At 44.6% G+C, this 23,714-nt stretch carries 27 protein-coding genes; 3 read left to right on the top strand and 24 right to left on the bottom strand.

Annotated features, from left to right (window positions below; all coding sequences use genetic code 11):
* Positions 1–22: 22 nt before the first annotated feature.
* The 20 genes from fliT to ABU165_RS07325 all read right to left on the bottom strand — a co-directional run bounded on the left by fliT (position 23) and on the right by ABU165_RS07325 (position 16,804).
* A complete protein-coding gene (gene fliT / locus ABU165_RS25180) occupies positions 23–373 on the bottom strand; it encodes a flagellar protein FliT (protein WP_483299087.1) in 351 nt (116 codons plus the stop codon).
* Positions 373–774, bottom strand: coding sequence for a flagellar export chaperone FliS (gene fliS, locus ABU165_RS07415; RefSeq protein ID WP_318059996.1), 402 nt, complete (start codon positions 772–774; stop codon positions 373–375). Before fliS (ABU165_RS07415) ends, fliT begins: the two co-directional genes overlap by 1 nt.
* Positions 775–797: 23 nt before the next feature.
* Positions 798–2,915 carry a flagellar filament capping protein FliD gene (gene fliD / locus ABU165_RS07410; RefSeq protein ID WP_318059952.1) on the bottom strand — a complete coding sequence of 706 codons (2,118 nt, stop codon included), beginning with the start codon at positions 2,913–2,915 and terminating at the stop codon, positions 798–800.
* A 12-nt stretch (positions 2,916–2,927) separates the two neighbouring features.
* Positions 2,928–3,269, bottom strand: coding sequence for a flagellar protein FlaG (flaG, locus tag ABU165_RS07405; RefSeq protein WP_257992427.1), 342 nt, complete (start codon positions 3,267–3,269; stop codon positions 2,928–2,930).
* Positions 3,270–3,458: 189 nt separating this feature from the next.
* Complete coding sequence (hag, locus tag ABU165_RS07400) at positions 3,459–4,370, bottom strand: flagellin Hag (RefSeq protein ID WP_257992428.1); 912 nt, start codon at positions 4,368–4,370, stop codon at positions 3,459–3,461.
* Between the two features lie 174 nt (positions 4,371–4,544).
* Complete coding sequence (gene csrA, locus ABU165_RS07395; protein WP_318059951.1) at positions 4,545–4,766, bottom strand: carbon storage regulator CsrA; 222 nt, start codon at positions 4,764–4,766, stop codon at positions 4,545–4,547.
* A gap of 4 nt (positions 4,767–4,770) precedes the next feature.
* Positions 4,771–5,211 carry a flagellar assembly protein FliW gene (fliW, locus tag ABU165_RS07390; protein WP_257992430.1) on the bottom strand — a complete coding sequence of 147 codons (441 nt, stop codon included), beginning with the start codon at positions 5,209–5,211 and terminating at the stop codon, positions 4,771–4,773.
* A gap of 27 nt (positions 5,212–5,238) precedes the next feature.
* Positions 5,239–5,802, bottom strand: a complete 564-nt coding sequence (locus tag ABU165_RS07385; RefSeq protein WP_318059950.1) for a DUF6470 family protein — start codon at positions 5,800–5,802, stop codon at positions 5,239–5,241.
* Positions 5,803–5,845: 43 nt separating this feature from the next.
* Positions 5,846–6,730, bottom strand: a complete 885-nt coding sequence (flgL, locus tag ABU165_RS07380; RefSeq protein ID WP_257992432.1) for a flagellar hook-associated protein FlgL — start codon at positions 6,728–6,730, stop codon at positions 5,846–5,848.
* 16 nt (positions 6,731–6,746) lie between these two features.
* Entirely contained in the window at positions 6,747–8,381 is a 1,635-nt protein-coding gene (flgK, locus tag ABU165_RS07375) for a flagellar hook-associated protein FlgK (protein ID WP_318059949.1), read from the bottom strand.
* Positions 8,382–8,402: 21 nt separating this feature from the next.
* Entirely contained in the window at positions 8,403–8,879 is a 477-nt protein-coding gene (locus tag ABU165_RS07370) for a flagellar protein FlgN (protein ID WP_257992434.1), read from the bottom strand.
* 135 nt (positions 8,880–9,014) lie between these two features.
* On the bottom strand, positions 9,015–9,452 hold the full coding sequence (locus ABU165_RS07365) for a YaaR family protein (RefSeq protein WP_248137843.1): 438 nt from the start codon (positions 9,450–9,452) through the stop codon (positions 9,015–9,017).
* A 97-nt stretch (positions 9,453–9,549) separates the two neighbouring features.
* Positions 9,550–10,362, bottom strand: coding sequence for a flagellin N-terminal helical domain-containing protein (locus ABU165_RS07360; RefSeq protein ID WP_257992435.1), 813 nt, complete (start codon positions 10,360–10,362; stop codon positions 9,550–9,552).
* Positions 10,362–10,820 carry a flagellar export chaperone FliS gene (gene fliS / locus ABU165_RS07355; RefSeq protein WP_257992436.1) on the bottom strand — a complete coding sequence of 153 codons (459 nt, stop codon included), beginning with the start codon at positions 10,818–10,820 and terminating at the stop codon, positions 10,362–10,364. Before fliS (ABU165_RS07355) ends, ABU165_RS07360 begins: the two co-directional genes overlap by 1 nt.
* A gap of 63 nt (positions 10,821–10,883) precedes the next feature.
* The gene (locus ABU165_RS07350) at positions 10,884–11,180 is read right to left on the bottom strand and encodes an EscU/YscU/HrcU family type III secretion system export apparatus switch protein (protein ID WP_094768466.1); all 297 of its coding nucleotides are present in this window, start codon (positions 11,178–11,180) and stop codon (positions 10,884–10,886) included.
* Positions 11,177–13,564 (bottom strand): hypothetical protein, encoded by a 2,388-nt coding sequence (locus tag ABU165_RS07345; RefSeq protein ID WP_318059948.1) that lies wholly within the window; start codon positions 13,562–13,564, stop codon positions 11,177–11,179. The genes ABU165_RS07350 and ABU165_RS07345 overlap by 4 nt, the downstream gene beginning before the upstream one ends.
* Positions 13,565–13,667: 103 nt before the next feature.
* A complete protein-coding gene (flgM, locus tag ABU165_RS07340) occupies positions 13,668–13,934 on the bottom strand; it encodes a flagellar biosynthesis anti-sigma factor FlgM (protein ID WP_318059947.1) in 267 nt (88 codons plus the stop codon).
* Positions 13,935–14,077: 143 nt separating this feature from the next.
* Positions 14,078–14,512, bottom strand: coding sequence for a TIGR03826 family flagellar region protein (locus ABU165_RS07335; RefSeq protein ID WP_318059946.1), 435 nt, complete (start codon positions 14,510–14,512; stop codon positions 14,078–14,080).
* Between the two features lie 89 nt (positions 14,513–14,601).
* Complete coding sequence (locus tag ABU165_RS07330; RefSeq protein ID WP_318059945.1) at positions 14,602–15,321, bottom strand: ComFC family protein; 720 nt, start codon at positions 15,319–15,321, stop codon at positions 14,602–14,604.
* Positions 15,302–16,804, bottom strand: coding sequence for an ATP-dependent helicase ComFA (locus ABU165_RS07325; RefSeq protein ID WP_318059944.1), 1,503 nt, complete (start codon positions 16,802–16,804; stop codon positions 15,302–15,304). Before ABU165_RS07325 ends, ABU165_RS07330 begins: the two co-directional genes overlap by 20 nt.
* A 351-nt stretch (positions 16,805–17,155) precedes the next feature.
* Between ABU165_RS07325 and ABU165_RS07320 the strand changes: the two genes are divergently transcribed.
* Positions 17,156–18,085: a manganese-dependent inorganic pyrophosphatase gene (locus ABU165_RS07320; RefSeq protein WP_318059943.1), complete on the top strand. Its 930-nt coding sequence runs from the start codon at positions 17,156–17,158 to the stop codon at positions 18,083–18,085.
* A gap of 37 nt (positions 18,086–18,122) precedes the next feature.
* On the opposite strand, the gene ABU165_RS07315 is transcribed toward ABU165_RS07320, so the two are convergent.
* From ABU165_RS07315 to ABU165_RS07300, 4 genes are all read right to left on the bottom strand, one after another.
* Complete coding sequence (locus ABU165_RS07315) at positions 18,123–18,962, bottom strand: DegV family protein (RefSeq protein ID WP_094768579.1); 840 nt, start codon at positions 18,960–18,962, stop codon at positions 18,123–18,125.
* 136 nt (positions 18,963–19,098) lie between these two features.
* Positions 19,099–19,254: a sporulation histidine kinase inhibitor Sda gene (locus tag ABU165_RS07310; protein ID WP_094768580.1), complete on the bottom strand. Its 156-nt coding sequence runs from the start codon at positions 19,252–19,254 to the stop codon at positions 19,099–19,101.
* 242 nt (positions 19,255–19,496) lie between these two features.
* Positions 19,497–20,180, bottom strand: a complete 684-nt coding sequence (locus ABU165_RS07305) for a response regulator (protein ID WP_318059942.1) — start codon at positions 20,178–20,180, stop codon at positions 19,497–19,499.
* 39 nt (positions 20,181–20,219) lie between these two features.
* Positions 20,220–21,362 carry a sensor histidine kinase gene (locus ABU165_RS07300; protein ID WP_148949687.1) on the bottom strand — a complete coding sequence of 381 codons (1,143 nt, stop codon included), beginning with the start codon at positions 21,360–21,362 and terminating at the stop codon, positions 20,220–20,222.
* Positions 21,363–21,912: 550 nt separating this feature from the next.
* Between ABU165_RS07300 and ABU165_RS07295 the strand changes: the two genes are divergently transcribed.
* Together ABU165_RS07295 and ABU165_RS07290 are read left to right on the top strand one after the other, a co-directional pair.
* Positions 21,913–22,548 (top strand): YigZ family protein, encoded by a 636-nt coding sequence (locus ABU165_RS07295; protein ID WP_318059941.1) that lies wholly within the window; start codon positions 21,913–21,915, stop codon positions 22,546–22,548.
* Positions 22,549–22,650: 102 nt separating this feature from the next.
* The gene (locus tag ABU165_RS07290) at positions 22,651–23,670 is read left to right on the top strand and encodes an LCP family protein (protein WP_318059940.1); all 1,020 of its coding nucleotides are present in this window, start codon (positions 22,651–22,653) and stop codon (positions 23,668–23,670) included.
* Positions 23,671–23,714 lie beyond the last annotated feature (44 nt).

Here is a 23,714-nt window from a genome sequence, read left to right as displayed (position 1 = left end):
TTGGTTCCTCCTTTTCTTATGACTAATTCCGCTTATCGTAGAAAACCCCGTCCAGCTGATGGCCTTCATATGGATTCGAATACTTAACCATATTAGTCTTCTTTTTCTTTGTCTGCTGAATATCAGCCTTTACCCGAGAAAACAGATTTTTTAGGCGTTTATCAATGGTTTGATTCCATTCATTGATTTGCTTTCCCATTGCCAGCTCCTCACTGGAAAAAGGAGGCTTAATGTTTTGAAGCAAAGAATCTCTTTCGGACAGCAAAGCTTCAATTTCTTTTATAACGCTGTTTCTTTCTGATCCCTCAAAGGATTGCTGGCACACCAGAAAAAGCTTTTCTGTTGCGTCATAACAAAGAGCGACAGCCCCCATCAGACCCGGCCGCTTTCTGTGTACGTACTTTGGCGGTTCTCCTGGATGACCTGCTTCCATGTATCTCGGAACTCTGTGACAAACCCCTCTACTTCATCAAGGATTTCGGTATCATTTTTGAGGTTCGCTTCTACCAGCCGTCTTTTCAGATAGTCGTAAAGCTGCATAAGGCTTTGGGAGATTTCCAATTCCATATTCAAAGTCACCATAAGCTCGTTTACTATATTTTGTGCTTTTAACAGGTTTGTATTTTTGCCGGTAATATTTCTTTTTTCAATATCCATTTTGGCCTGGTGGATGAATTTAAGGCATCCATTATATAGCATTAAGGTCAATTCGCCTGGCGAAGCCGTGTTGACTGAGTTGGTTTTATAAGCCGCATAAGGGTTCGTAATCGCCATCATGACACTCCTTTTTCTTTTTATTACATGCTGAACTGCTGCATCAGGTAAGCTGACTGTTCATTGGCCCGCTGAATGGCTTTTTCCATGGCAGTGAATTGGGACCAGTAGCGATCTTCCACCTGCTTTAGCCTGTCTTCAAATCGGATGATGCGGTCGCCAATATCATCTAACTCGCGGCCAATAGTATACTGCTTGCTTGTAGAAAAACTGTTCCCAGCTTTTACCTTCAGCTTGTCCATTATATTAGTAGCAGTATCATATAAACGGTTGATAACGCCTTTTTGTCCTTCTGTAGTTCCTTCTCCCCTAAAGAAGTTTTCAACGGATTCAGGATCATTTTCAATAGCAGCCTTCAGTTTAGTTTCATTAATAATTAGCTTTCCGCCCTCTAAGTAGTTCGAGCTAGTCTCGATTCCCAGTTTGGCCAGTTGGTTATATAATGGATTTGCTTTATCATTTGTTACCGTTTGGTATAAATCCATTCGCATTTCATTTAAAGCTCCGCTTAAAATAGGGTCACGGCGAAGCAGTCCGCTTTTCGCCTTCTCATCCCACATTTCCTGCTGCTTGTCGCTCATGGCCTCACGTTCTTCATCAGAAAGCGGCTTGTAGTCGCGGTATCGGGTCTCTCCGATTTTCTTATTGATCGTATCAATCATTTCATTGTATTTGTTAACGAATTGAACAATATTATCAAAAACCTCGGTTGAATTATTGTTAACATTAATACTTACAGGACTTGCAGTTGGATCTGTGGTGCCCGGAGCTCCAAAGGTTTGTTTAAGGGTAAAGGTTACGCCTTCCATTGTAAATGTATTTGAGCTACGTTCTGTGGTGATGCCGTTTATCTCAAACTGTGCATTGGCACCCTCCGTTATGGTTCCAGTGCCAAACTTAAAGATTTTATCAATAAGGTCTCCATTTGTATCAATATCCGCCAATAGATTCCCATAAGCATCTGTTTTTGTATTGAACTTGCCCGTTTCTGTTCTTGTCATAGACATTTGGCCTGAAAAGCTGTCATAAAACATCGAGACGCCTGCATTGGCAGCATTTACTTTGCTAGAAACCGAACTGATCGTTTCATTTCCCTGTACCAGGAAATTCTTGTGGACATTTCCCTTTGATGTCACAGTATCGACGGAAAAGTTGGTGTAATTTTGATTATACGTAAGTTCTATTTTGTAAGTATATTCTTTCCCTTCCTCAGGCTTTTCTGGAGGGAGATATCCTATTTCATTCATCTTCACATTATCAAAAGTAATTTTTCCGCTTTCTTTATCCAGACTGCCTAAAACGGTCGATCCATCCTCATCCAGTATTTCTCCGTTTGCATTAATACTCAAAAGAACATCCGCTTGTGAAGATGATGTTTCACCTTCTTTTACAATCCTTGTCAGCTTGATTTGCTGCCCGGTTACTTCGTTGATTGACCCGCGGGAAAGCTGAAGGCTTGAGGTATTATAATTCAACTTTATAGACTCAGTCTTTGTTTCAGCTATATAATCCACTTTAACTTGGCTGTCCTTCGCAAGCACAGAATTGAATTTCAGATTTCCGTCTGCGTCTATTAAAACAGTGGAATCACTTAAGTCTGCTTCAGAAGAAACAACCTTATAGCCTTTGCCATTTACACTGACACTCCAGGAGGCAGTATCCTTAAGTTTTACATCGGCTACTCCCAATGACAGCGGGTTTGCCGTACCGTTTGCTGTCAGCGTTTTTGACTCAACAATCCCCTGCTTCCACATAGTCTCTGAGCTTGTCTGCCCATAAAGACTTTTGCTGGAGTCAAGACTTACCTTATCTCCGTTTAACATTCTTTCAGAGGAAGCCAATTGTGTAACCTTTGAGACGGCTACAGAGGATTGGGAAGCTGCTCCAGTTGCAGTTGCTGTCAGCTTTGAGTCATCCGTTGAAGTCGTTGCCCTTGCACGATATTTGGAAGTTAACTTCATTTGGGTAAGTTCAGAACGAAAGTCCAAAAAGAGAGTATTCATTGCACGATAATCGTCACGCTGCCACTCCAAAGTCTGCTTTTTCTGAAGAAGCTTGTTGAGCGGGGTTCTTTCAGCCTTCATAAGATCCTTAACTAAAGAATCAATATCCATTCCACTTGCCAGTCCGCCTATACGCAAGTCTAATCACCTCTATATCTTTTTATCTACTAATAAACCTAAATACTCCTTCATTGCCGAATACATATCAAGCAGCTTCTTTGAAGGAATTTCTTTTATTACTTCTTTAGTACTATCATCCACGATTGTAACGTAATATTCTTTTAAGTCCTCATGAAACTCAAACTTTAAATGCGAATTGGCTGGCTTTAAAAAGTCATTAATGCTAGCGACAACCTTTTCAATATTCTCCTTTGACTGAATCAGCTGAGGGTTCTGTTGCTGAGGAGTTTGGGTCTCTTGTTCTCTAGGTGTGTATTCTTTTTCCTTTATCATTTGATTGGCCAAAGGACTATTTGATAATCGATTAATCATAAGAGTCCTCCAATTATATTTTCATCTATGATATCGGTTGTTTTAGAAGATTGTTTAGACATTCAATACTATTTGGTTACTTAGAATTCTATTTGTTGTTGGTTGAAGGAGTTTACGAAGGTTTATTCTTATAAACTAAAAAGACCTTGAATAACAAGGTCTTTTTAGCTAACTATATAGAACTGTTAATTAACGAAGTAATTGAAGTACGCCTTGTGGCTGCTGATTAGCTTGAGCCAGCATAGCTTGTGCTGCTTGAGAAAGAATTCCATTTTTAGTAGATTCCATCATCTCTTTCGCCATGTCAACGTCACGGATACGAGATTCAGCGGCAGTCAGGTTTTCAGAAGATGTTCCAAGGTTGTTGATTGTGTGCTCTAAGCGGTTTTGGTTTGCACCTAGTTTAGAACGTTCAGCAGATACCATTTCGATAGCATTATTAATTGTTGTAATTGCAGTATCTGCAGTCCCTTGAGAGTTTAAAGCTCCGCCTGTTCCATCAGCAGCAGTTCTCAGTGATTGAACAGTAGCAGTAAATGTTGCTCCCGTTGCATCCGCTGGGTCCTTAGTTCCTAGTCTAGCTGCATCCATTGAGTTAATTGAAAGCTCAATATTTTGTCCTTGGTTTGCACCAATATGGAAAGTGAATGTTTGAGCAGCACCAGTAAATGCACCTGTGTTATCTTTAGCACCAGTTAAGTTCTGAGTGTTAAATTCTGTATTTCCAGCAATACGATCAATTTCATCAACTAACTGATCTAGTTCTTTTTGAAGTTCACCACGGTCAGTCGCTGTATTTGTATCATTGGAAGATTGAACTGCAAGTTCACGCATACGCTGTAGGATAGAGTGAGTTTCATTCAATGCGCCTTCAGCTGTTTGAATTAAAGAGATACCATCTTGAGCATTACGAGAAGCTTGATCTAGTCCACGAATTTGTCCACGCATTTTTTCTGAGATTGCAAGTCCAGCTGCATCGTCACCAGCACGGTTGATACGAAGACCTGAAGATAATTTTTCCATGTTTTTAGCCTGTGCGTTAGAAGCACTAGACAACTGACGGTGTGTATTAAGAGCAGCAATATTATGATTAATTCTCATTTTGTTTTTCCTCCTTGAATGTCGAGTTCACATCCATGTGAACATTTGTTTTTTTTTTTTACAGGGTTATCAGGTCGGCCGCCCTGTTTCCCTGCTACATTAATAATATCGGTCCATTGATTCATTTATTTAGTATTTTTTAGAGAAATTTATATAAAAATGATATATTTTGTTTCAGCTCTTTTTCGGGAAGGAAATGGCTGCCAGATTAATCGCTTTTGAGGCGCTCTCATTCTCCCCTTTTATGTCCAGGTAGACTTCCTTCCGATGAATATCTATATTTTTGGGGGCATTGATGCCGAGTTTAATTTGGTCGCCTTTTATAGAAAGGACGGTCAGTTCAATTTCATCACCGATTTGTATGGCTTCGCCTGTTTTTCTGGTCAGGACTAGCATGGGTTCACCTCTTTTCCGTTTTTTGCGGAAGGATTCTGTGCTTGGTTGTGTAGCTGCCATCATTTAGGATCAGCTGCTTACCCTGGTTATTCTTTTTGTTGAATACCAGCGGCGCCTGTAGGTTGGCGGTTGTTTTTTCAAATGGTTCCTGGATGGTCAGGATTGAGTACACCATTGTATCTGATTCGTTCTCCAGTCCCAGCTGCTCAACCGCTGCTTCATCCAGGTCAAAGCTGTATTCCTTGAAAAAGAAGAAGGGATTGGCGATGATGAAGCCCAGTCCTGCTGTTTTGACAGATTGCAAAACAGCGTAGATATCATTTTCCGGCAAAGGCAGGATAACAAACTGATGTTCATCCTGAAAGCCGGGAATTCCATTTTTAAAGGTCCAAATATCCTTGTCAGCAATTTCAACTTCGCCTTGATATTTCGTTTGTATATTCATTATTCACGTTCCTTTACCTAATTTTCCTTAAATTTCGGTATTTATGACATCAATTTGCAGACTTGCCTGCTGCCTCAGATTGGTTCTTACTTCTCCGGCCCTATAGTCAATTATGGGTTTTTGCACTTCCGTTTGGATAATCGGCTGCTTCGCCTGTACATAGATGGAGGCTTTGCCCGGCATATAGTTTATCTTTACGCTGAAGGGAGGAGGCACAAAGCCAATGTTATAATCATAATTTATAAGAGCGCTATTGCGGCTTGCCTGGCTTGCAATGGCACTTCCTCCATTTTCTATCGCCATGAGCTCATCGCCTTCTGAGGCAGTCCTGGCCATGCCGCTTAATACGGCATTATAGCCTCTCTGGGCACTTTCTTCAATTCTTCGGAAGATATGCTTGATGTCCATTGACTCCCATGCAGCTGTCTGGTCAATTGACAGCTGGCCGGGAATTGTTTCAATGGACATTTCAGCCTGAGGCTGCTCGATATGCTGCACGGCCTGAGGCTGCTGGATTGTCTGCTGAGCCGGTGTGCTGTTCATTTCAATTTTTGCTGATGTTGACTGCATTCGAATTTGCGAGATTTGCATACTATCACCTCTTATTAAAAAAAGCTATCTGGATAGATAGCTTTTATCTTAAAAAGTCCATTAAGGTCGGCTGGATGATTCGGGAGCCGACAGATAAAGCGGCACGGTGGGCGCTTTCCTGGGCGAGCAGCTCGGTCACGACTTTTTCGAAGTCGATGTCTTCGTTGTCTGACATGACCTTCTGGGAAATGATTTCCTGCTGGTCGACCCGTTCTTCCATCAATTCAATCCGGTTGACCCTCGCTCCTAGATCTGAACGGGCATTTGTAATATTGCTCAGATGGGAATCAACCTTTCCTAAAAAGGAATTAAGTGCATTTCCATCAGATGCCGGGTCCTCCAGACCATTAATCAGATCCTGTATATCCTTGAACATATCTGTACTGAACACGTCCGCAGGATTTACATTTACAGAGATATACACCCCTTTTGAGAGTTCAATTTGAACAGGGTTCGTATTGTTAGAAACAACAGCCGGATCAGCATCGATGTCTACCGGTTTATTGAGCGTGTTCGTGCCGTTAAAGATGTACTTATCGCCAACCTTCGTATTGGCAATTTCGGCTAAATGCTGTTTTAGCTGGGAAATTTCCTGGCTGATCGAGTCCCTTTGCGATCCATCATATGTATCGCTGCTGGCCTGGACAACCAGTTCACGGATACGCTGCATGGCCTGTCCCGCTTTATCAAGAGAAGCATCAGAGTTGTCCGTCCAATTATAAGCCTCAGTGAAGTTTCTCTTAAATTGCTGGACCTCCTGCAGATTACGGCGGTAGGTGATCCCCTTCATCGCTACAACCGGATCATCAGACGGTCTTGTTATTTTCTTTTGGCTCGATATTTGATCCTGGTAAGTGCTCAGCCTGTCAAAGCTCCTGCCCAGGTTTGATAGCATATTACTTGAAAGCATAGATTGAGTTACGCGCATTATTGAATCACCCTCCTCATCTTCCGCCTACGCCCATTCCATTGATTACTTTATCAAGGAGCTCATCCACGATGGTAATCTGGCGGGCAGCTGCATTATAGGCATGCTGGAATTTAATTAAATTCGTCATTTCTTCATCCAAGGATACAGAGCTGACAGACTGCCTGTTTTTTTCTACGGCATCGCTCAGAATCTGGCTGTTCTGTGTAAGACGGTTTGCTTGAAGCGCATCTACCCCAAGCTGCCCTGTCATTCCTTCATAGAAGGAATTGATGGTTCCTGTTTTAATTTCACTAAGAGACGCTAAATCGATAGTATCAGTCAATCCTTCAAGAGCTTGGTTTGAGTTGGAAAGCAGCATGCCGGAAATATTCGATAGATTCAGGGCATTCTTGCCATCCCCGGCATCAACCTTTTCATCACCGTTTGCATCCGTTGTTTTTTTGGTAGAGGCTGCAATGTCAGTCGGCTTCATATTGCCTAATCCTATTTCTTTGGCAGCACCCTTATATGTGCCTGAGCTAAAGGTAAAGAAATCTGCAGTGCCATTTGAGCCATCCAGGGTAAATCCTTTTGAGTGGATTTCATTGAAAATCTTTCCAAAGGAATACGCCATTTTGTCGAGATTATCAAGTGCATCTGGATAAATACCTTTTACATTGCCATCAGAACCCACATAGCCATAGGACTCTATCAGCCCTTTAAGCTTCCCGCTGGAAAAGCCGGTTTCACCGCTGGCGTCCAGGAAAGCTAATGTTCCGGAAGATGTCTTTCCTTCTGAGTCGTATATAGTAAGAGATGATACTCCTGGTGATGGAACATCATAAGTCAACCCATCAGTTCCTGAAAATCCAATTTGTTTAAAATCCGACCCAGTTACTAAATCCACCTTGGAACCGTCTGCATTTACGAGTTTAATATTATACTGCCCTTCAGCAACCTTTAATGATTGCCCTCCAGACGAAGTCTTCTCCACTTCGACTGTAAGATGTTTGGAAAGCTGGTCTACAAGCAGATCCCGCTGATCATACAGATCATTAGGCAGATAGCCATGAGGCTCTACCTCGCCGATCTGCTGGTTGAGATCGCCAATCTGCTTTAATAATGAATTGATTTCCTTGAGGTTTACCCCGATTTCATTTTTGAAATCATCTTTTATCGAAGTCAGCGAGTCATTGAGGTGATGGAAGGTGTCCACCACAGCCTGTCCGCGCTGAAGCACAACCTGCCTGGTTCCCTCATTTTCGGGATAGGTTGACAGATCCTGCAGAGACTGCCAGAACTCACCCATGACTGCAGATAGTCCATTCTCTGAAGGTTCATTCATGATATCCTCCATTTTACTAAGGGCATTTGCCCGTGACTCCCAATAGCCGAGCTTGCTTTGCTCGCCGCGGAACTGAACATCCAGGAACGACTCCCGTATTCTTTCAATGGCCCCGGCCTTCACCCCGGTTCCAAGCTGGCCTGGAATCTGTGCACGGTTCATGGATGCTGTAGGAAAAGCATCTGTTTGAACAAAGTTAACTCTCTGCCTTGAGTAGCCCGGAGTATTTGCATTAGCAATATTATGCCCTGTTACAAACAAAGCGCTTTGCTGGGTAAACATCCCTCTTTTGGCCGTTTCCAGCCCGTGGAAAGTTGAAACCATGTCTTTCCCTCCTCTATATCATCAGGCCTTAGAATCAAATAAAGATATACTCGGCCCTGCGTCTTCATCATCTGGATCTTTTTGATAATTCACTCTATCACTTGGCATCAGTAAATCCAAGTTCATAAATACATACTGCATCGATTGGTCAATTAAACTTTGGTTCAGCTCATTTAAATACTTCAGCTCAGACAAGAGATCTGCAAGCTGATGCTGGATGTGTTCTGCTTCCTCCCTCTCCTCTGAGGAAAGATGGGGGATACAGTCCTGCAGGGTAGCTTTCTGCTTGCCGGGAATCATTCCGGCAACAATGTGTCCCCTTTTGTTTTCAAGAAGCTGAATGGCCGCTATATGCTTCTGCTCATTTTTCATGGCTTCATTTAAAGCATCCAGTTCACCTTTTTTTAGTATCCCGGTTTTCTCCTGTGCAAGCTGAAGCAGGCTTCCATGCAGCTTAAGCTGTTTCTTCAGTACCTCTATTAAAGCTTGGGCTGACAAAACCTCTCCGCCTTTCTATCCGACAAAGGTCAGGCAAAAAAGAAAATCAGTAAAGTATTCTACTGATTTTCAATTGCCGCTACGCTTATTATCGACATTATATTTAAAATATTTATAGCTTTTCCTAAATATCCATCAAGTATAGATATTAACAAGCATCCCTTTTATTTCACCGACAAGGCTTAGAATATTCAATCCGTTTTTCTCTTTCTCTAATACAGCATTAGTCAAGTCTATCAGCTTCTTATCTACTTCCTTGACGATCTTGTATACCTTCGTCCTTCCACGGCGGTTAAACCCGCGCTGGTCTTCAAGTTCAAGTCCATTTTTCACTGCATCATCCATAAACTGCTTTACAAGCTTTTTATATTTCTTAAGATCATCGATTGTCCTGGACTCAGCCAGCACCTTTCCCTGATCTTCTATATCTCTGACCATCTGTGTCATTTTTTCATAAACAAGATTCTGGCGTTTGCTCCCCATCACTTCCGTGAAAGAGATAGATCCTGAGGCTGTTTCTTCCTTCTTCTGGACGGCATGTATACCAGTCTTATTCACTCGTTGAACTTCCACGTTCTTAGCCACCACCTGAATTATTCTATTCTTATTGTAAAAGAATTAAGTCAAATAGAAAAGAGGAGAAGCCGCATTGACTCACTCCTCTTAAAAATTATTTCAATAGCTGCAGAATTCCCTGCGGCAGCTGATTTGCCTGTGCAAGCATCGCCTGGCCTGCCTGGTTCAGGATATTATTCTTTGTAAAGTTCGCCATCTCTTCAGCCATATCCAGATCTCTGATACGGGATTCAGCTGAAGTAAGGTTTTCATTTGCAGTCTGCAGGTTGGTTGTCGTGTGTTCAAGGCGGTTCTGGAAAGATCCCAGCTTGCTCCGTTCTGCTGAGACTTTTTGAATGGCAGTTTCAAATAAACTGATAGCAGATTGTGCACCGGCTGAAGTTCCAACATTGGCTCCACCAATTGATAAAGCACCTGAATCCATAGCGCCGATAGTAATTTCTAATTTTTCACCCTCATTTGCACCAATTTGGAAAGTAAGTGCACCGCTAGTCCCATCAAGAAGATTTTTTTGGTTAAATTGAGTCTTAGAGGCAATACGGTCAACTTCTTCTATCAGCTGCCCGACTTCTGACTGGATAGCTTCGCGATCAGTATCCTCCAAAGTACCATTCGACGCCTGAACCGATAGCTCCCTCATCCTTTGAAGAATGCTGTGAACCTCATTCATGGCCCCTTCAGCTGTCTGTACCAATGAAATTGCATCAAGTGTATTTCTTTCAGCCATATCAAGGCCGCGGATCTGCGAGCGCATTTTTTCCGAGATAGCCAGGCCGGCTGCATCGTCGGCGGCTTTATTGATCCGTAGGCCAGAGGAGAGCTTCTCCAGGCTTTTGGAAGTGCTGTTCATGGTTTGTGACAGGTTCCGATAGGCATTCAATGCCTGGATATTATGATTAATCCTCATTAATAACTTCCCCTTTCAGCTGTGCTGTCTGATTTTTCCAGCACCATAACGTTTTGTTCGTAGGCATTGGCCCTGGCCATGCTTTTTCTTTGCAGCTGGTCAGGCTTCTTCTTAATCGACTGATTCCAGGCATCCGCCAGCATCTCTGCGATGCCGATAACTTCCTTTATTGCCGGGATATCTTTTTTCCTGTTGGCTTCTATGACACTGTCCGCCATATAATTGTACAGGTGGTCCAGCTGGTCCGATATGATACCGGCATTATAATTGAGGCCGGCTCCCAGACGGTACAGGATATCATTCACTTTCTGCAGCATTTTATTGGCAGACATATAGTCTTTATCTTCAATAGCTTGGATGGAATTCTCCAGATTGCTGAGCAGGGCTTCATATAGAAGCGAGGTCAGCTCCTGGGAATTCTTCTGCATGATATATTCTTCAGTTAGAAACTCCACCATTTTTCCTCCTGTATGACAAGCACTTTGATTCTCACTGTTTTTATCGGCCTGAGCCTCAGGATCTTAATAGTTTTTCTCCATTTCTTCCAGCAGAAGAAAAACTTCTGCAATGACAGAGTAAAGCTGAGGCGGGATATTTCCGCCTAGATCTACGTCAAGAAGGTTCTGGAGGAGGCCGGCGTCCTCCTGCATATGCACATCATTCTGCCTGGCCAGCTCCATGATTTTCATAGCTAGATGCCCTTTCCCCTGAGCAACGACTGTTGGGGCTGAACCCTCCTGGCCATCAAAGCGGAGCACGGCAGCTGTGGGGCCATTTACCAATGCGCGTCTTTTTTGGTTAAAAAATTGTGTGGTCATATCGTGAAATCATATCCTCTCTCGGAGAAGCCAGGAGTCTTTGTCTTGGCCGCTGCCGCTTCCTTCTCACTCGTTGCGGAATCAGCTGCAGTAAACGGGGTGAATTGGATTTTTCCGACATTGTATCCGATTTCCTTCAGCTTATCCTGCGCCATGACTGCCAATGGCTCAATCTTCTCTTTGAATGCTGGGCTATCATTTTTTATGGTCAGGGAGAGTGTCCGGTCAACCGCTGATAACAGGATCCCAACATCGCCGAGCTTCTTTGTTTCCAATAGGAAATAGAGGCTGCAATTCTCCCAGTCTATTTGCTCTTCATTATTTTTCGATTGAATAAACACCTTCACATCCTCCGCTTTGTCCTGGAGGAGGTATGGAATGGTCAGCATCATGGTCTGGAGGCCGGATGGATCGCTTTTGCTCAAAAGCTGCTGGCCTGTCAGATTAGCCGTGAGCTGATCCGCTTTCTGTGCCATCTGATGGTCTCCTTCATTCTGCATCAGCTTCAGCATAGCCCCTTTAAGTGTGGAATCGGCATCTGCCTTTCCCTTTTGCACCAAGGCTTGCGCCTGGTCAGACTCATAAGTCAGCCCCAGATTCCTCATATGCTCAAGAATCTGTCTGCCTGAAGCCATTTCCTTCACTGCATGCAAAGAGTTTTCATAAGATGCAGCCAGCTGCTGCAGCCCAGGCTGTTCGAGCTGAAGCAGCTGCTTTGACACAAAATGCTGGACGCGGACATCTGATGGTTTGAAAATAAGCTTGTCCACCATATTCCTCACTTCGCTGACAACCCTGGAAGCATTCGAAACTTCGCCTTTTTCGAGCATCCTCTTTGCTTCCGCAAGCTGAGTACTTGCCTTCAGCAGTTTTTTCTCGGTCGACATATCGGTATAGAGCATCACATCGCTCTTTAAAATCGCATTATCAAGCTGCTTGATTGTATTTTCAAGCAGCGGCTTTGCCTGGGGAACGGCCCGGTTCTGGAACTGGTCGATCAGCTTTTCAACCGTCTGCAGATTTTTGCCGATATCCCTTTTAATCTGCTTGAAATCAATGCTCAGCTGCGACATTTTTTTCGTTATCTCGGTTACAATAAAATCCTTTGATTGAGCAGGAAGGGAAGAGATAAATTCTTCGCTTAATTGGAGTGATTCTTCACCCAATTCATCTGCGTGCCCCGGCGCGGTGGCATCAGTCTCTTTAGAGAACCCGTCCAGCACCTTCATCAGCTCCTGCCTGGCAGCGAGCTCTCTTCCTTTGTCTGCCAGATCGCCGGCTTTTTCCAGCGCCTCTTCCAGCTTGCCGATCTGCGATTCTGTCAGCTCACCCGAAGCTGGCAGCTGTGCCTTTATATTGGACAATACCGCTTGAATATCAGGATTCTTCTGGACTGCTTTCAAGCTGGTCTGCAGACTGTTTTGAATAGAAGGACCGCTCTCATGAGCATTGGCCGCTTTAAGATTTTGAAGGGCAATCTCCTCCAGCTTTACCCCATCGTTCAAGCTCTTTAGCACATTTGAATCAAGGACAGCACCAGCAGCCTGGCTTTTAATATAATCAGCGATGCTGGCGATTGAAGCATTTGCTGATAGCATTTCCTTGACTGCCTGCAGCAGCCTGGCATCCTGCAGCACCTTTACCGCCTCAAGGATCTTCTGGTCTGCCGCCTGGCTGATCTGCCTCGACTGCGCAAGCAGCTTTTTCAATGAATCCGGCAATGACGCTTCTGCAGCTTTCATTCTTCTGAGCATTTCTTTCAGGTCAGATTGGCCTCTGGCTGCTCTATGATTAAAGACACTCGCGTCAACAGGCCTGCGCTCGCCTGGCCTGCCCGCAAGCTTCTCCATAGGCCGGCTTATTCCTGGTCCGTGGAGTGCCTCGTGAACGGCCTTCATTTGGTCAGGGGTATACTCTAGCCCCTTCCTCCCCATGGCGGCCAGGGTTTCCATCTTTTGATCAAACGATCCTTGGCTTTTGTTCATAAAAGCTGCGATATCCTTGGCTTCCTGCCTTGAAACCGCTATGCCTTTTTCCCCCAGCAATGAAACTGCCCTGCCTGCTTCCCCTTTTGCATTGAGGAGAGCCTCTGTTTCTTCCGCTGCTTGTGTTTCCTGTCCGGCAGCCGCATTAGCGGGCTGGGCTGCTGCTTTTACAGTCGGCAAAGCGCCTTCTGTGCTGGAAACCTCAACGGATACCCTATTCCCCTTGGGGAGTTCTCCATCTACTTTCACCTTAATATCCTGTCCCTTCACCTGCAGAAGCGCTTCATTATTAGGAAGCCGCTCCTTTACAACCGCCTGAAGGACGCTCCCTTTTTTTAGATCAAGGGATTTAGGTTCGGCAATAAAAGAGGAAACTGGAGAGTCATTTTTAACCTGCATGCTTTTCACACTCCGCTTATATCGAAAATTAGGCCGCCCGGGCATGGAAACAGCCCTGCGGAATCCGGTATAAAAGAAAAATCAATACAGAAGTGTATTGATTTTATTCTTTGCCATAAAATTTTAGGATGCTTTTCGCCGTTTCTTTTGCGTCCACTTGGTACGTTCCGTTCTGTACCTGGAGCTTCAGTTCTTCCACTCTCGCCTGGCGTTTCGCCGTCAGCTGGGAGACCTGCTGCATTTCCTTGGCCGCAGATGAGATTTCCACTTTATCTGTTTTCTTCGTTTCTTTGCTTTGGTTATCCATGTTGTTTAACTGGCGTTTGTACGGGTTGATTCCTGAAGCTCGGAAATTCTGATTGATCTTCATTATTTTTCCCTCTCTTTCTTGCCAAGCCAATTGTCTTTACCTCTATTATCGGCCATAACGGTCTAAACTTTAAACAATACGCATAAATTAGTAAAAATTACATTGAAAAAATACTGAAAAGCTGTATGAATAGTTCATACAGCCTAGAAGTTACGGCTATTGTTCCTTTGATTCACGGAAAAATAGGTGCTGTTTTTCTCTCTTTCAGCCCGCTCGCGTTTGCGCTCTTCTTCCTCATTGTGGGCATTGATGCCTTTAATCAGAGAATCCTTGCATTTTGTACACAGCTTGCCTTCACGTATAATGGCCCCGCATTTATCGCATGGATAGCCAAGATTAGGGAATTGGGTGATTTTCAGCCTTCCCGTCCTGATGAATTTTAAGATCAGGTCTTCATCTACATTTGTGGCATCTTCTACCTGGACTATCGTCGCAGCCCGGTTTTCCCGTTTACGGATGTACTGGTAAACCGTTTCAAATGCCTTTTCTTCATCCTTCCAGCAGCTCTGGCACACTTCACGGAATTGATTCCGCACAAATAACTCGCCGCAGTTAGGACAGTTTGATAATTCAGCCACTTCTTGCTCCCTCACATTTCCAATTGCAGTTTTACTTACATTATAGCCTGCAGCATGCCTGAAAGAAATGCCATTTTTTTGAACATTCTTTATCCCCTTGCAATGGTGATGGAGCTGATGCTTTCTGCTCCGTGCTGTTTAAGGATAATGGCGGCATGCCGTAAAGTTGATCCTGTGGTATAAATATCGTCAATTAGAAGGATATGTTTAGAATGGAGACCGGTTTCTTCTTTCAAACGGAATACCTGCTGAAAGTGGATCCTCTCATCCCTTGTTTTCTTTGACTGCTTTTCAGAGTGCACCCGAACGAGGAGGCAGGAAGGGGAATAGCCGGCTGTTTTGATCAGGGCCTCTGTCTGGTTAAAGCCTCTTTCACAGAGGCGCTTTTCACTAAGCGGAATTTGCACTATATAGTCAGGCTTCTCTTTGCCGAGCACCTTTCTGAGTTCATCCGCAAAGACTGCGGCCAGCGCGTAATCCCCCCTATACTTATAGCGGGCCATTACTTCCTTCATAAACGGATTATACTCATATAGTGACGTGTTTTTCCACAGCACCCCTTTCCATTCAGGCGCATTCTCCCACCTGATGCAATCCAGGCACTGTTTTTCTTTTATAAAAAGCGGATCCATCCCGGCAAAGGGCCTGCCGCAGACAAGGCAGCGCTCTCCTTCAATCAATTGCAGCTTCCCCCTGCATTCAGAACACACCACTTGCTTCTCGGTCCTCAGCAGCAGCTCAACCCAGCCGATTTCCTGCTCAATCTCTGAATGGCAGATCAGGCAATATTCAGCTGGGAAAAGATTCATAAAGGATCAGCCCCTTTCGTCTAGCTTCCCTGTTCATTCTCATGATCTGATTTTTGGCTTTAATCATTTCTTCTGTTTTGCCGAAGTGGAAAAAGGTAATCATGCCGTGGGGGTAATCGGCACTCCTGCCAACCCGGCCGGAGATTTGGACCAGAGCGCTTTCGATAAATACGTGGTGGTCGGCGCCAATGACAGCTACGTCGATATTCGGGAACGTTACGCCTCTCTCGAGGATGGTGGTGGTTAAGAGGATCTGCGTTTCTTTAGTGCGCATTTTTTGGATTTTAATTTTGCGGTCAGGGTCCCCGGCATGGACGGAATCGGTTTGTGGGTGGATTTTTTGTATTAGGGGCAATGCGGCTTCCATGATGTCGATGCGGGGAAAAAACAAAAGGATCTGTTTGGAGATTTGGATGCGGCGGCTGATCCAGCTGATGACCGGAGAGGGCAGGCGGCCTTTTTTTAAATGCTTCTCCCAATTCCCGCACCAGCGGTATTCCGGGACAGGGAGCGGATGGCGGTGATAGCGGGCCGGGATGGTAATGTAATCTTTCTTTCCGGAGAAGCAGTCTTTTTGCCATTTCTGGTTTGGTGTGGCGGTGAGGTAGATCATGGATGACTCCGGCTTTCTTGCCTGCTTGACGGCGTATTGCAGGTTTGTGTCAACCGAATAAGGGAAAGCGTCGACCTCGTCCAGGATGACAGTATCGAATGCCTGCCGGAAGCGGAACAGCTGGTGGGTCGTAGCGATTGTGAGCGGGGCATAGAGATGGCGATCCACGCTGCCGCCGTAGAGGGAGGCTACCGTTATTTCAGGGAATACTTTTTTCAGGCGCGGAGTGAGTTCAAGGACTACATCGGTCCGCGGTGTGGCAAGGCAGACTCTTTTTCCGGCTTGGAGGGCCTGGTCGATGCCTGCGAAAAGGACTTCGGTTTTTCCGGCTCCGCATACTGCCCAGACCAGGAGTTCGTTATTTTGATGGATTGCTTGTAATGTGCGGTCGGAGGCAGCCTGCTGGCCGACGGAAAGATTGCCTGACCACTTGAGATAGATTTTGGGCTGGGGGTGGGGTGGTTCCGGGCCCTGCCAGCTGATGAGCGGGGTACATGAGCTGATTCGCCCCATCATGATGCAGCTGCGGCAGTAGAGGCAGTCTTCTTTGCATCTGGCGCAGGGGAATTTGGCGAAAAGGTGAGGTTGAGTGTTGCCGCAGCGGGCGCATTGAGGTTTTTTTCCAGTGAAGACGATGCCTTGGCGGTAAATGATGTGACCGTTTTGGTAGTGCTGGTCGATTTCTTGTAATGTGAAAGGGAGTTCGTCTGTGAGGAGCTGCTTGCCGGCGAGCATTTCGGCCAGTTTTTCGTCAGGTTTGAAGGCTGGATTGACTGGAACGACCGGAATTTGGGCCAGTTTGGAGATGGGCGTGCCGTTTTGGTCCTGAATGAGACGTCCGGCTTGGATTTTGAACTTCAAATTAATCATCCTTTCCTGTTTATTTGCGGGATTTTGGATATATTTGCGAGTTTTGAGTTTTATTTGCGACCTCGCCCTTGGGCAGCCTTCCCCGCGAGATACCGCATCCCCCCTTATTAGCAACTTCCCCGATATATTAGCAACTTTTCTCTTTTATTAGCAACTTTCCCCATATATTAGCAACTTTCCATTTTTATTAGCAACTTCGCCCATATATTAGCAACTCCCCCTCCCACAATCTACCCCATCCCAAAACCCGTCCACCCAACCCGCCACACCCCAAACTCTCCCCCTAGATTCCCCCCTCAATTTCCTCTATAATAAACCATGAAGAATCCACCTAAAAAAGGAGATTTACATATGGAAAAAACATTAATTTTCGGACATAAAAACCCAGATACAGATACAATCTGCTCAGCAATCGCCTACGCCGACCTAAAAACACAGCTCGGCCAGGAAGTTGAAGCAATGCGCCTTGGTGAAATCAACGGCGAAACTCAGCACGCGCTGACAAAGTTCAACGCTGAAGCCCCCCGCCTGATCAGCAACGTAGCTGATGAAGCAACAATAGTTATTCTTGTGGATCACAATGAGCGCCAGCAAAGCGCAGACGGAATCGAGAATGTTCGTGTGGCTGAGGTAATCGACCACCACCGTATCGCCAATTTCGAAACAAGCGATCCTTTGTACTACCGCTGCGAGCCTGTCGGCTGTACGGCTACGATCCTGAACAAAATGTACAAGGAAAACAACAAGAGCATTCCAAAAGAAATCGCCGGCCTCATGCTGTCTGCAATCATTTCTGATTCCCTTCTGTTCAAATCACCGACTTGCACAGACGAAGATGTGAAGGCTGCACATGAGCTTGCGGAAATTGCGGGTGTGGATGCGGAAGAATATGGCCTTGAGATGCTGAAGGCTGGTGCCGACCTGAGCGATAAGTCTGCTGCACAGCTTGTCAGCCTGGATGCGAAGGAATTCCAGATGGGTTCTGCTAAAGTAGAAGTGGCGCAGGTGAACGCCGTTGATACAAACGATGTGTTTGCGCTGGAAGAGGAATTGCGCGCGGTAATTAACAGCACAATCGAGGAAAAAGGATTGGATCTGTTCCTGTTTGTTGCAACGAATATCCTGACTAATGATTCTGTAGCGCTTGCGCTTGGTAAGGAAACAGCTGCTGTTGAGAAAGCATTCAATGTGGTGCTTGCTGATGAGAAGGCTGTCCTGCAGGGTGTTGTTTCACGTAAAAAGCAAATCGTGCCTAACCTGACTGATGCATTGACAAAGTAAAAACCAGCCGCTCCGAAAAATATCGGAGCGGCATTTTTTATTTCTTATACCAGCCAAGCCCCATAGAGCCTTCGCCAAGATGTGTGCCGATAACCGGGCCAAAGTAGCCGATCATGAATTCGACGTTCGGCAGCTCTTTTTCCAGCTCAGCTTTCCACTCGTCAGCTTCCTTCTCTCGGTTCGCATGGATGATGACGGCGCGGTATTCACCGCCCCCTGATGCAGCTTCGCCAAGAAGGTCGGCAATCCGCTTCATCGCTTTTTTGCGTGTGCGGATTTTTTCAAATGGCACAATGACCTTGTCCTCGAAATGCAGGAGCGGCTTGACCTGAAGCAGGCTCCCGATCAATGCCTGGGCACTTGAAAGGCGGCCGCCGCGCTGGAGGTGGGAAAGGTCATCCACCATGAAGTAGGCACGTACAGTCTGTTTCATTTCTTCCAGGCGGGCCATGATGTCCTGCGGGTCCTTGCCAGCAGCGGCCATTTCTGCCGCTTCAATGACATAGAAGCCCTGGACCATGCAGCTGATTTCAGAATCAAATGGATACGCCCTGATTCCTTCAACCATGCTCCCTGCGGTGACGGCTCCCTGATAGGTGCCGCTGATGCCGCTCGACAGATGGATGCTGATTACTGCATCATAGTCGGCCGCCAATTTTTCAAACAGCTCCACAAATTGGCCCGTCGATGGCTGTGAAGTGGTCGGCAGTTCCTTATGCTTTACCTCTTCATAAAATGCTTCCGCTGTAATCTCTACCTCTTCCTCATATGTTTCATTTCCGAATATAACACTGAGAGGGATCATATGTATGTTCAGTCGATCCCGCAGTTCCTTCGGGATGTAAGCAGTACTGTCTGTTACTACGGCTGTTCTCATATAAAGAGTACCATCCTTTGTTTTTTCTCTACTATATGTGCAATTTATATTTTATATGAAAACAAGGGAAAATCCTAGGGAGAAAAATAGCCTGGTATTAGGGGAAGCATCAATAATAGGGGCAGCCTTAAGACTATTAATAAATAGAGGCCATTGGCAGAAGATGCGAAAGCTGCCTCCGGTTGATTTCATCGGCAATCAGTTCAATAAAGTCAGTGTCTACATTGCACATCAGGGCATCCTCAAAAACTTTGAACAAATTCTCATCTGATAAAAGCAGCAGGCTGGACATAATTTAGTAAAACCTCCATCCAATACTTTTATCCTATATTTATCATACAATTACATATTTTGTAAACACTTATTTAAAGACTTTTGCATTACAGTAAAATGACAACCGCGATTTACTTCGGGCCTATTCTATCTAATTCTGCAGAGAACGCTCTTCAGCTTAAACCTAATATATGCCTGCTGCAACAGCCAATCCGCAGATCTTTCTCCCCATACAAAAAAGCACGCCGAAGCGTGCTCCCATTATCTTACTTCCACCCAACCATTCTTGATGGCTACAACAACAGCCTGGGTACGGTCGTTCACATTCATTTTCTGCAGGATATTGCTCACATGGTTTTTAACCGTTTTTTCACTGATGAATAATGCTTCGCCGATGCCGCGGTTGCTTTTTCCGTCAGCAAGGAGCTGAAGGACTTCGCACTCCCGGCGTGTGAGCAGATGCAGCGGGCGGCGGATTTCAACTTGTGTGTATCCTTCGCTGCTTCCATTTTCATCAGATGCCAGGCGGCGGTATTCTTTGACGAGATTATGGGTTACCTTTGGATGCAGGTAAGAGCCTCCATCAGCCACCACTTTGACTGCTTCAACAAGCGCGTCGGCATCCATTTCCTTCAGCAGGTAGCCGCTTGCTCCAGTTTTCAAGGCATGTGTTACATAGTTCTCATCATCATGGATGGAAAGGATGATGACCTTTGCATCCGGATATCTTTCGACTAGCTGCTTTGTCGCTTCAACACCATTGGTTGTAGGCATGTTGATATCCATGATGATAACATCAGGATTATATTCCTCTACCAGACCTACAGCTTCAGTGCCATCATCGCCTTCAGCTACAACCTCGAAAGTTCTTTCAAAATCAAGTATTCGCTTTACCCCTTCTCTGAATAGCTGATGATCATCTATAATGACGATTTTTGTAGTCATTGTGTTACGCCTCCCTAAATCTCCTGTTATATTTATCTATTATTGATTAAAAGGAATTTGTATTAGCACGACCGTTCCGGTGCCTATTTTTGAATCAATCGTAATTTGCCCTTCCAGCAGCTCCACTCTTTCCTTCATGCCGATGATGCCGAAGGATTCATTTTTGCGCTGGTCTGGATTGAAGCCTTGGCCATTATCCTTGATGACAGCTGTAATGCCTGCCTTGGATAGCTCAAGCTTCACAATGATTTCTTTGCTCTTGGCATGTTTAAGTGCATTCTGTACAGACTCCTGTATCAGCCGGAACAAGGCAACCTCATAATTGGAAGGAAGCCTTCTGTCCTCTCCAATATTGATAAATTGAATTTTTGTATCCTTATGGTACTCTTCAATGGTCTGAAGATACTTCTTAAGAGTAGGAACAAGCCCGAGGTCATCAAGAGCCATCGGCCTGAGATCATAGATGATCCTCCTGACCTCATATAAAGCATTTCTGACCATCTTTTTCAGGCTCCGGATTTCGCCGAGCGCTTCGTCTCCGCCCCGCTCCCGGTATATCCGTTCGATAAGGTCGGAGCGCATCATCACATTGGCCATCATCTGGGCCGGCCCGTCATGGATTTCCCTTGAAAGGCGTTTGCGCTCTTCCTCCTGGGCTTCAATGATCTTCAGCCCAAAATCCTGCTTGAGCTTCGCGTCTTCCAGAACTTCGCCAACTTGCTTCAGATCGCTCATCATATAATTCATGACTACCGATATCTGTGAAACAAGCTTTTCTGCCCGTTCTATGGTCTCCGTGATGCCATGCAGCCTTCTTTCAATATCATCGCGGCGGTCCCTCAGCTGCTTCTCCTGCTGCCTGTTCATCGACAATTCCATTTGCAGCTGATGTGCCTTTTCATATGCTTCACGGACTTCAGACTCCGTGTAGTCCTTAAAATGCATGCTTACTTCTGAAAGCCGTTTTCTGGCAAACCTCGTCTGCCCTTCCAGCCTGTCCCCGTTATCTATTGTCTCTATAACTAATTGTTTAACTTCTTTAAGTTCTTCTGCTAAAGTTTCATAGTCCTGTCTGCACTTTTCCCCAATTCTGAATATCTCATCTTTACTATTGCCTACAGTGTCGATCATTTTTTCCAGAATTAGATCAAGAGTGATTGTGTCAATTTTTTTTCTTGTCATCTAAGTACCTCCATTGCCCAGTCAGCTTATGACTATACGCGCGGCATAACGATAGCATTGAAAGACAGATGTTTAAATCAAGCTATTGCCCAAGTACAGCGGCTAGGCATGAAGCTGGTCAAATGAAAACCCTTCCGGCATTCTGTCACTATTTTAGCGTGAAATAGAAAGATATACTATATTATACGTATGAAAACTATACCAAATACGCTAAAATTCGGTAAATAGACATAGCTTATGTAAGAAAACTGCGCCTAATATCCTACTTCCCAAAAAGCAATATTAGTATTTTATAATAGAAATAGAGTAGTTCAGTTTCTATTACACCGGAAATAGGCCCACTTAAATACTATTCTGCAATAGTTGAAAAGTAATTTTGAATAATGTTTATTATAACATGCAAAAAAGACGCCTATATTAAAGTTTTATTACAATCGGAATAAAAAGAAATTCAGCGGATATTGTCGAATTATAATAAGGGACAGGGCAATATAAAGGGAATATAGAGAATCTGCCGCAGAATATAAATAAGAGCAGAAAGGAAGCTAATATGCTGGAAAGATACTTAACAGTCAAGAGTGGCGGGGAACATGAACTGGTGATTCAAAAATCAAGATTTATCACCCATGTATCAAGGGCAGAATCAGAAGAAGAAGCTTTGGAGTATATCCAATCCATTAAAAAGAAGCATTGGGATGCAAACCATAATTGCTCGGCATATATGATTGGCGAGAATAACCTGATCCAAAAAGCGAATGATGATGGAGAACCGAGTGGAACAGCCGGGGTTCCTATCCTTGAAGTGCTAAAAAAGAAACATCTAAAAGACACTGTAGTGGTTGTAACACGCTATTTTGGGGGCATAAAATTAGGGGCTGGAGGGCTTATCAGGGCATATGGCAAATCTGCTTCTGAAGGGATAAATGAAACAGGCATCGTTGAACGCAAATTGATGAGAGTAATGAAGGCTCAAATTGATTATACCCTGCTAGGGAAAATTGAAAATGAACTCCGCTCCTCTGTATACCAGATTAAAGAGATTAATTATCTCGACAAGGTGGAAATAGCGGTTTTTGTCGAACAGGCGTCTGTAGAAGCCTACAAAGATTGGTTCATTGACCTCTCGAATGGCCAATGCCGGCTGGAGGAAGGAGACCTGCTTTACCTGGAGGAAGATGTTTCATGAATTGCGCTTAATTTTCATTTACGAAAATTGAAGTTTTCTGTAAAATAAACTATTGCATAGATATTTGGTACTAATCACAATAAAAAGTAGGGATATTACTATATGGCTAAATCTAGATCTATGAGGAGAAAGAAAAAGCTGCGCTTCTGGCGTGTCTTTGTCCTTATAATACTTTTAATTGTCTTGGGCGGCGGATCTTATTTCGCTTATGATATTTTGAGCAATGCAAAACAGGCCACTGATGATATATATCAGGAGCTCAACCCCGATAAGGTAGCCACCCACAGGGAAGAAGAAGTGCAGGTGACAAAGGATCCATTCAATGTCCTTCTCGTCGGACTCGAAACACAGGAAGGCGGAGCGCGTTCCGATGTATTAATGCTCGTAACCGTTAATCCGCAGACTGAAGATGTATACGTACTAAGCATCCCCCGGGATACAAGGCTCTATATCCCAGAGGTCGGATACAAAACAAAGATAACCCATTCATATGGAAATGGCGGAATAGAAACAACGATTAATGCCGTCCAGGATTTGCTTGATGTGCCGATTGATTATTATGTAACAACAAATTTTGATGGATTTGAGGATATTGTCGATACTCTCGGCGGTGTTACAGTTGATGTTCCTTTTACCTTTAAGGCACAGCTTACAGAAAGCCTGAAATGGAAAACTTATCATGAAGGTGAGATGGATCTGAACGGAAATGAAGCACTTGCCTATGTGAGGATGCGGAAGACAGATCCAAAAGGAGATATGGGGCGCAACGAGAGGCAGCAGCAGGTCATCAAGGAGATTGTCGATAAGGGGACTTCTTTCAGCTCTATTACAAAAATCGACGATATCATGGACGATCTTGGCAATAATGTCAAAACGAATATACCGCCGTCGAAGTTCGTCAGCTTTGTAAAGCTCTATTCTCAAATAAGAACTACGCCGATCGAGAATCTTTCCATTAAAGGATATGATGAATATATTAATGACGCCTATTACTATATTCCATATGAAGATTCCCTTGCAGAGTTAAGCAATACTTTGAACACTGCGCTGGATAGCAGCACTCCATATCAGAGCAGTTCAAACAGCTCCGATACAGCATCAGAATATAATAGCCAGCATTAATCCTGACCGGCTCTTCATGAGCCGGTTTTTTTGCACCTTCATAT

The organism is Cytobacillus sp. T106 (genome assembly GCF_040492155.1).
Taxonomy (GTDB): Bacteria; Bacillota; Bacilli; order Bacillales; family Cytobacillaceae; genus Bacillus_AB; species Bacillus_AB infantis.
This window is presented reverse-complemented; position numbering and strand designations above follow the sequence as displayed.

What these genes read in the sequence shown, in the direction of transcription:
- fliT (WP_483299087.1), bottom strand. Translation starts at nt 373, where the DNA reads ATGGGGGCTGTCGCTCTTTGTTATGACGCAACAGAAAAGCTTTTTCTG.
- fliS (WP_318059996.1), bottom strand. Translation starts at nt 774, where the DNA reads ATGGCGATTACGAACCCTTATGCGGCTTATAAAACCAACTCAGTCAAC.
- flaG (WP_257992427.1), bottom strand. Translation starts at nt 3,269, where the DNA reads ATGATTAATCGATTATCAAATAGTCCTTTGGCCAATCAAATGATAAAG.
- hag (WP_257992428.1), bottom strand. Translation starts at nt 4,370, where the DNA reads ATGAGAATTAATCATAATATTGCTGCTCTTAATACACACCGTCAGTTG.
- csrA (WP_318059951.1), bottom strand. Translation starts at nt 4,766, where the DNA reads ATGCTAGTCCTGACCAGAAAAACAGGCGAAGCCATACAAATCGGTGAT.
- fliW (WP_257992430.1), bottom strand. Translation starts at nt 5,211, where the DNA reads ATGAATATACAAACGAAATATCAAGGCGAAGTTGAAATTGCTGACAAG.
- ABU165_RS07385 (WP_318059950.1), bottom strand. Translation starts at nt 5,802, where the DNA reads ATGCAAATCTCGCAAATTCGAATGCAGTCAACATCAGCAAAAATTGAA.
- flgL (WP_257992432.1), bottom strand. Translation starts at nt 6,730, where the DNA reads ATGCGCGTAACTCAATCTATGCTTTCAAGTAATATGCTATCAAACCTG.
- flgK (WP_318059949.1), bottom strand. Translation starts at nt 8,381, where the DNA reads ATGGTTTCAACTTTCCACGGGCTGGAAACGGCCAAAAGAGGGATGTTT.
- ABU165_RS07360 (WP_257992435.1), bottom strand. Translation starts at nt 10,362, where the DNA reads ATGAGGATTAATCATAATATCCAGGCATTGAATGCCTATCGGAACCTG.
- fliS (WP_257992436.1), bottom strand. Translation starts at nt 10,820, where the DNA reads ATGGTGGAGTTTCTAACTGAAGAATATATCATGCAGAAGAATTCCCAG.
- ABU165_RS07350 (WP_094768466.1), bottom strand. Translation starts at nt 11,180, where the DNA reads ATGACCACACAATTTTTTAACCAAAAAAGACGCGCATTGGTAAATGGC.
- ABU165_RS07345 (WP_318059948.1), bottom strand. Translation starts at nt 13,564, where the DNA reads ATGCAGGTTAAAAATGACTCTCCAGTTTCCTCTTTTATTGCCGAACCT.
- flgM (WP_318059947.1), bottom strand. Translation starts at nt 13,934, where the DNA reads ATGAAGATCAATCAGAATTTCCGAGCTTCAGGAATCAACCCGTACAAA.
- ABU165_RS07330 (WP_318059945.1), bottom strand. Translation starts at nt 15,321, where the DNA reads ATGAATCTTTTCCCAGCTGAATATTGCCTGATCTGCCATTCAGAGATT.
- ABU165_RS07325 (WP_318059944.1), bottom strand. Translation starts at nt 16,804, where the DNA reads ATGATTAATTTGAAGTTCAAAATCCAAGCCGGACGTCTCATTCAGGAC.
- ABU165_RS07320 (WP_318059943.1), top strand. Translation starts at nt 17,156, where the DNA reads ATGGAAAAAACATTAATTTTCGGACATAAAAACCCAGATACAGATACA.
- ABU165_RS07315 (WP_094768579.1), bottom strand. Translation starts at nt 18,962, where the DNA reads ATGAGAACAGCCGTAGTAACAGACAGTACTGCTTACATCCCGAAGGAA.
- ABU165_RS07310 (WP_094768580.1), bottom strand. Translation starts at nt 19,254, where the DNA reads ATGTCCAGCCTGCTGCTTTTATCAGATGAGAATTTGTTCAAAGTTTTT.
- ABU165_RS07305 (WP_318059942.1), bottom strand. Translation starts at nt 20,180, where the DNA reads ATGACTACAAAAATCGTCATTATAGATGATCATCAGCTATTCAGAGAA.
- ABU165_RS07300 (WP_148949687.1), bottom strand. Translation starts at nt 21,362, where the DNA reads ATGACAAGAAAAAAAATTGACACAATCACTCTTGATCTAATTCTGGAA.
- ABU165_RS07295 (WP_318059941.1), top strand. Translation starts at nt 21,913, where the DNA reads ATGCTGGAAAGATACTTAACAGTCAAGAGTGGCGGGGAACATGAACTG.
- ABU165_RS07290 (WP_318059940.1), top strand. Translation starts at nt 22,651, where the DNA reads ATGGCTAAATCTAGATCTATGAGGAGAAAGAAAAAGCTGCGCTTCTGG.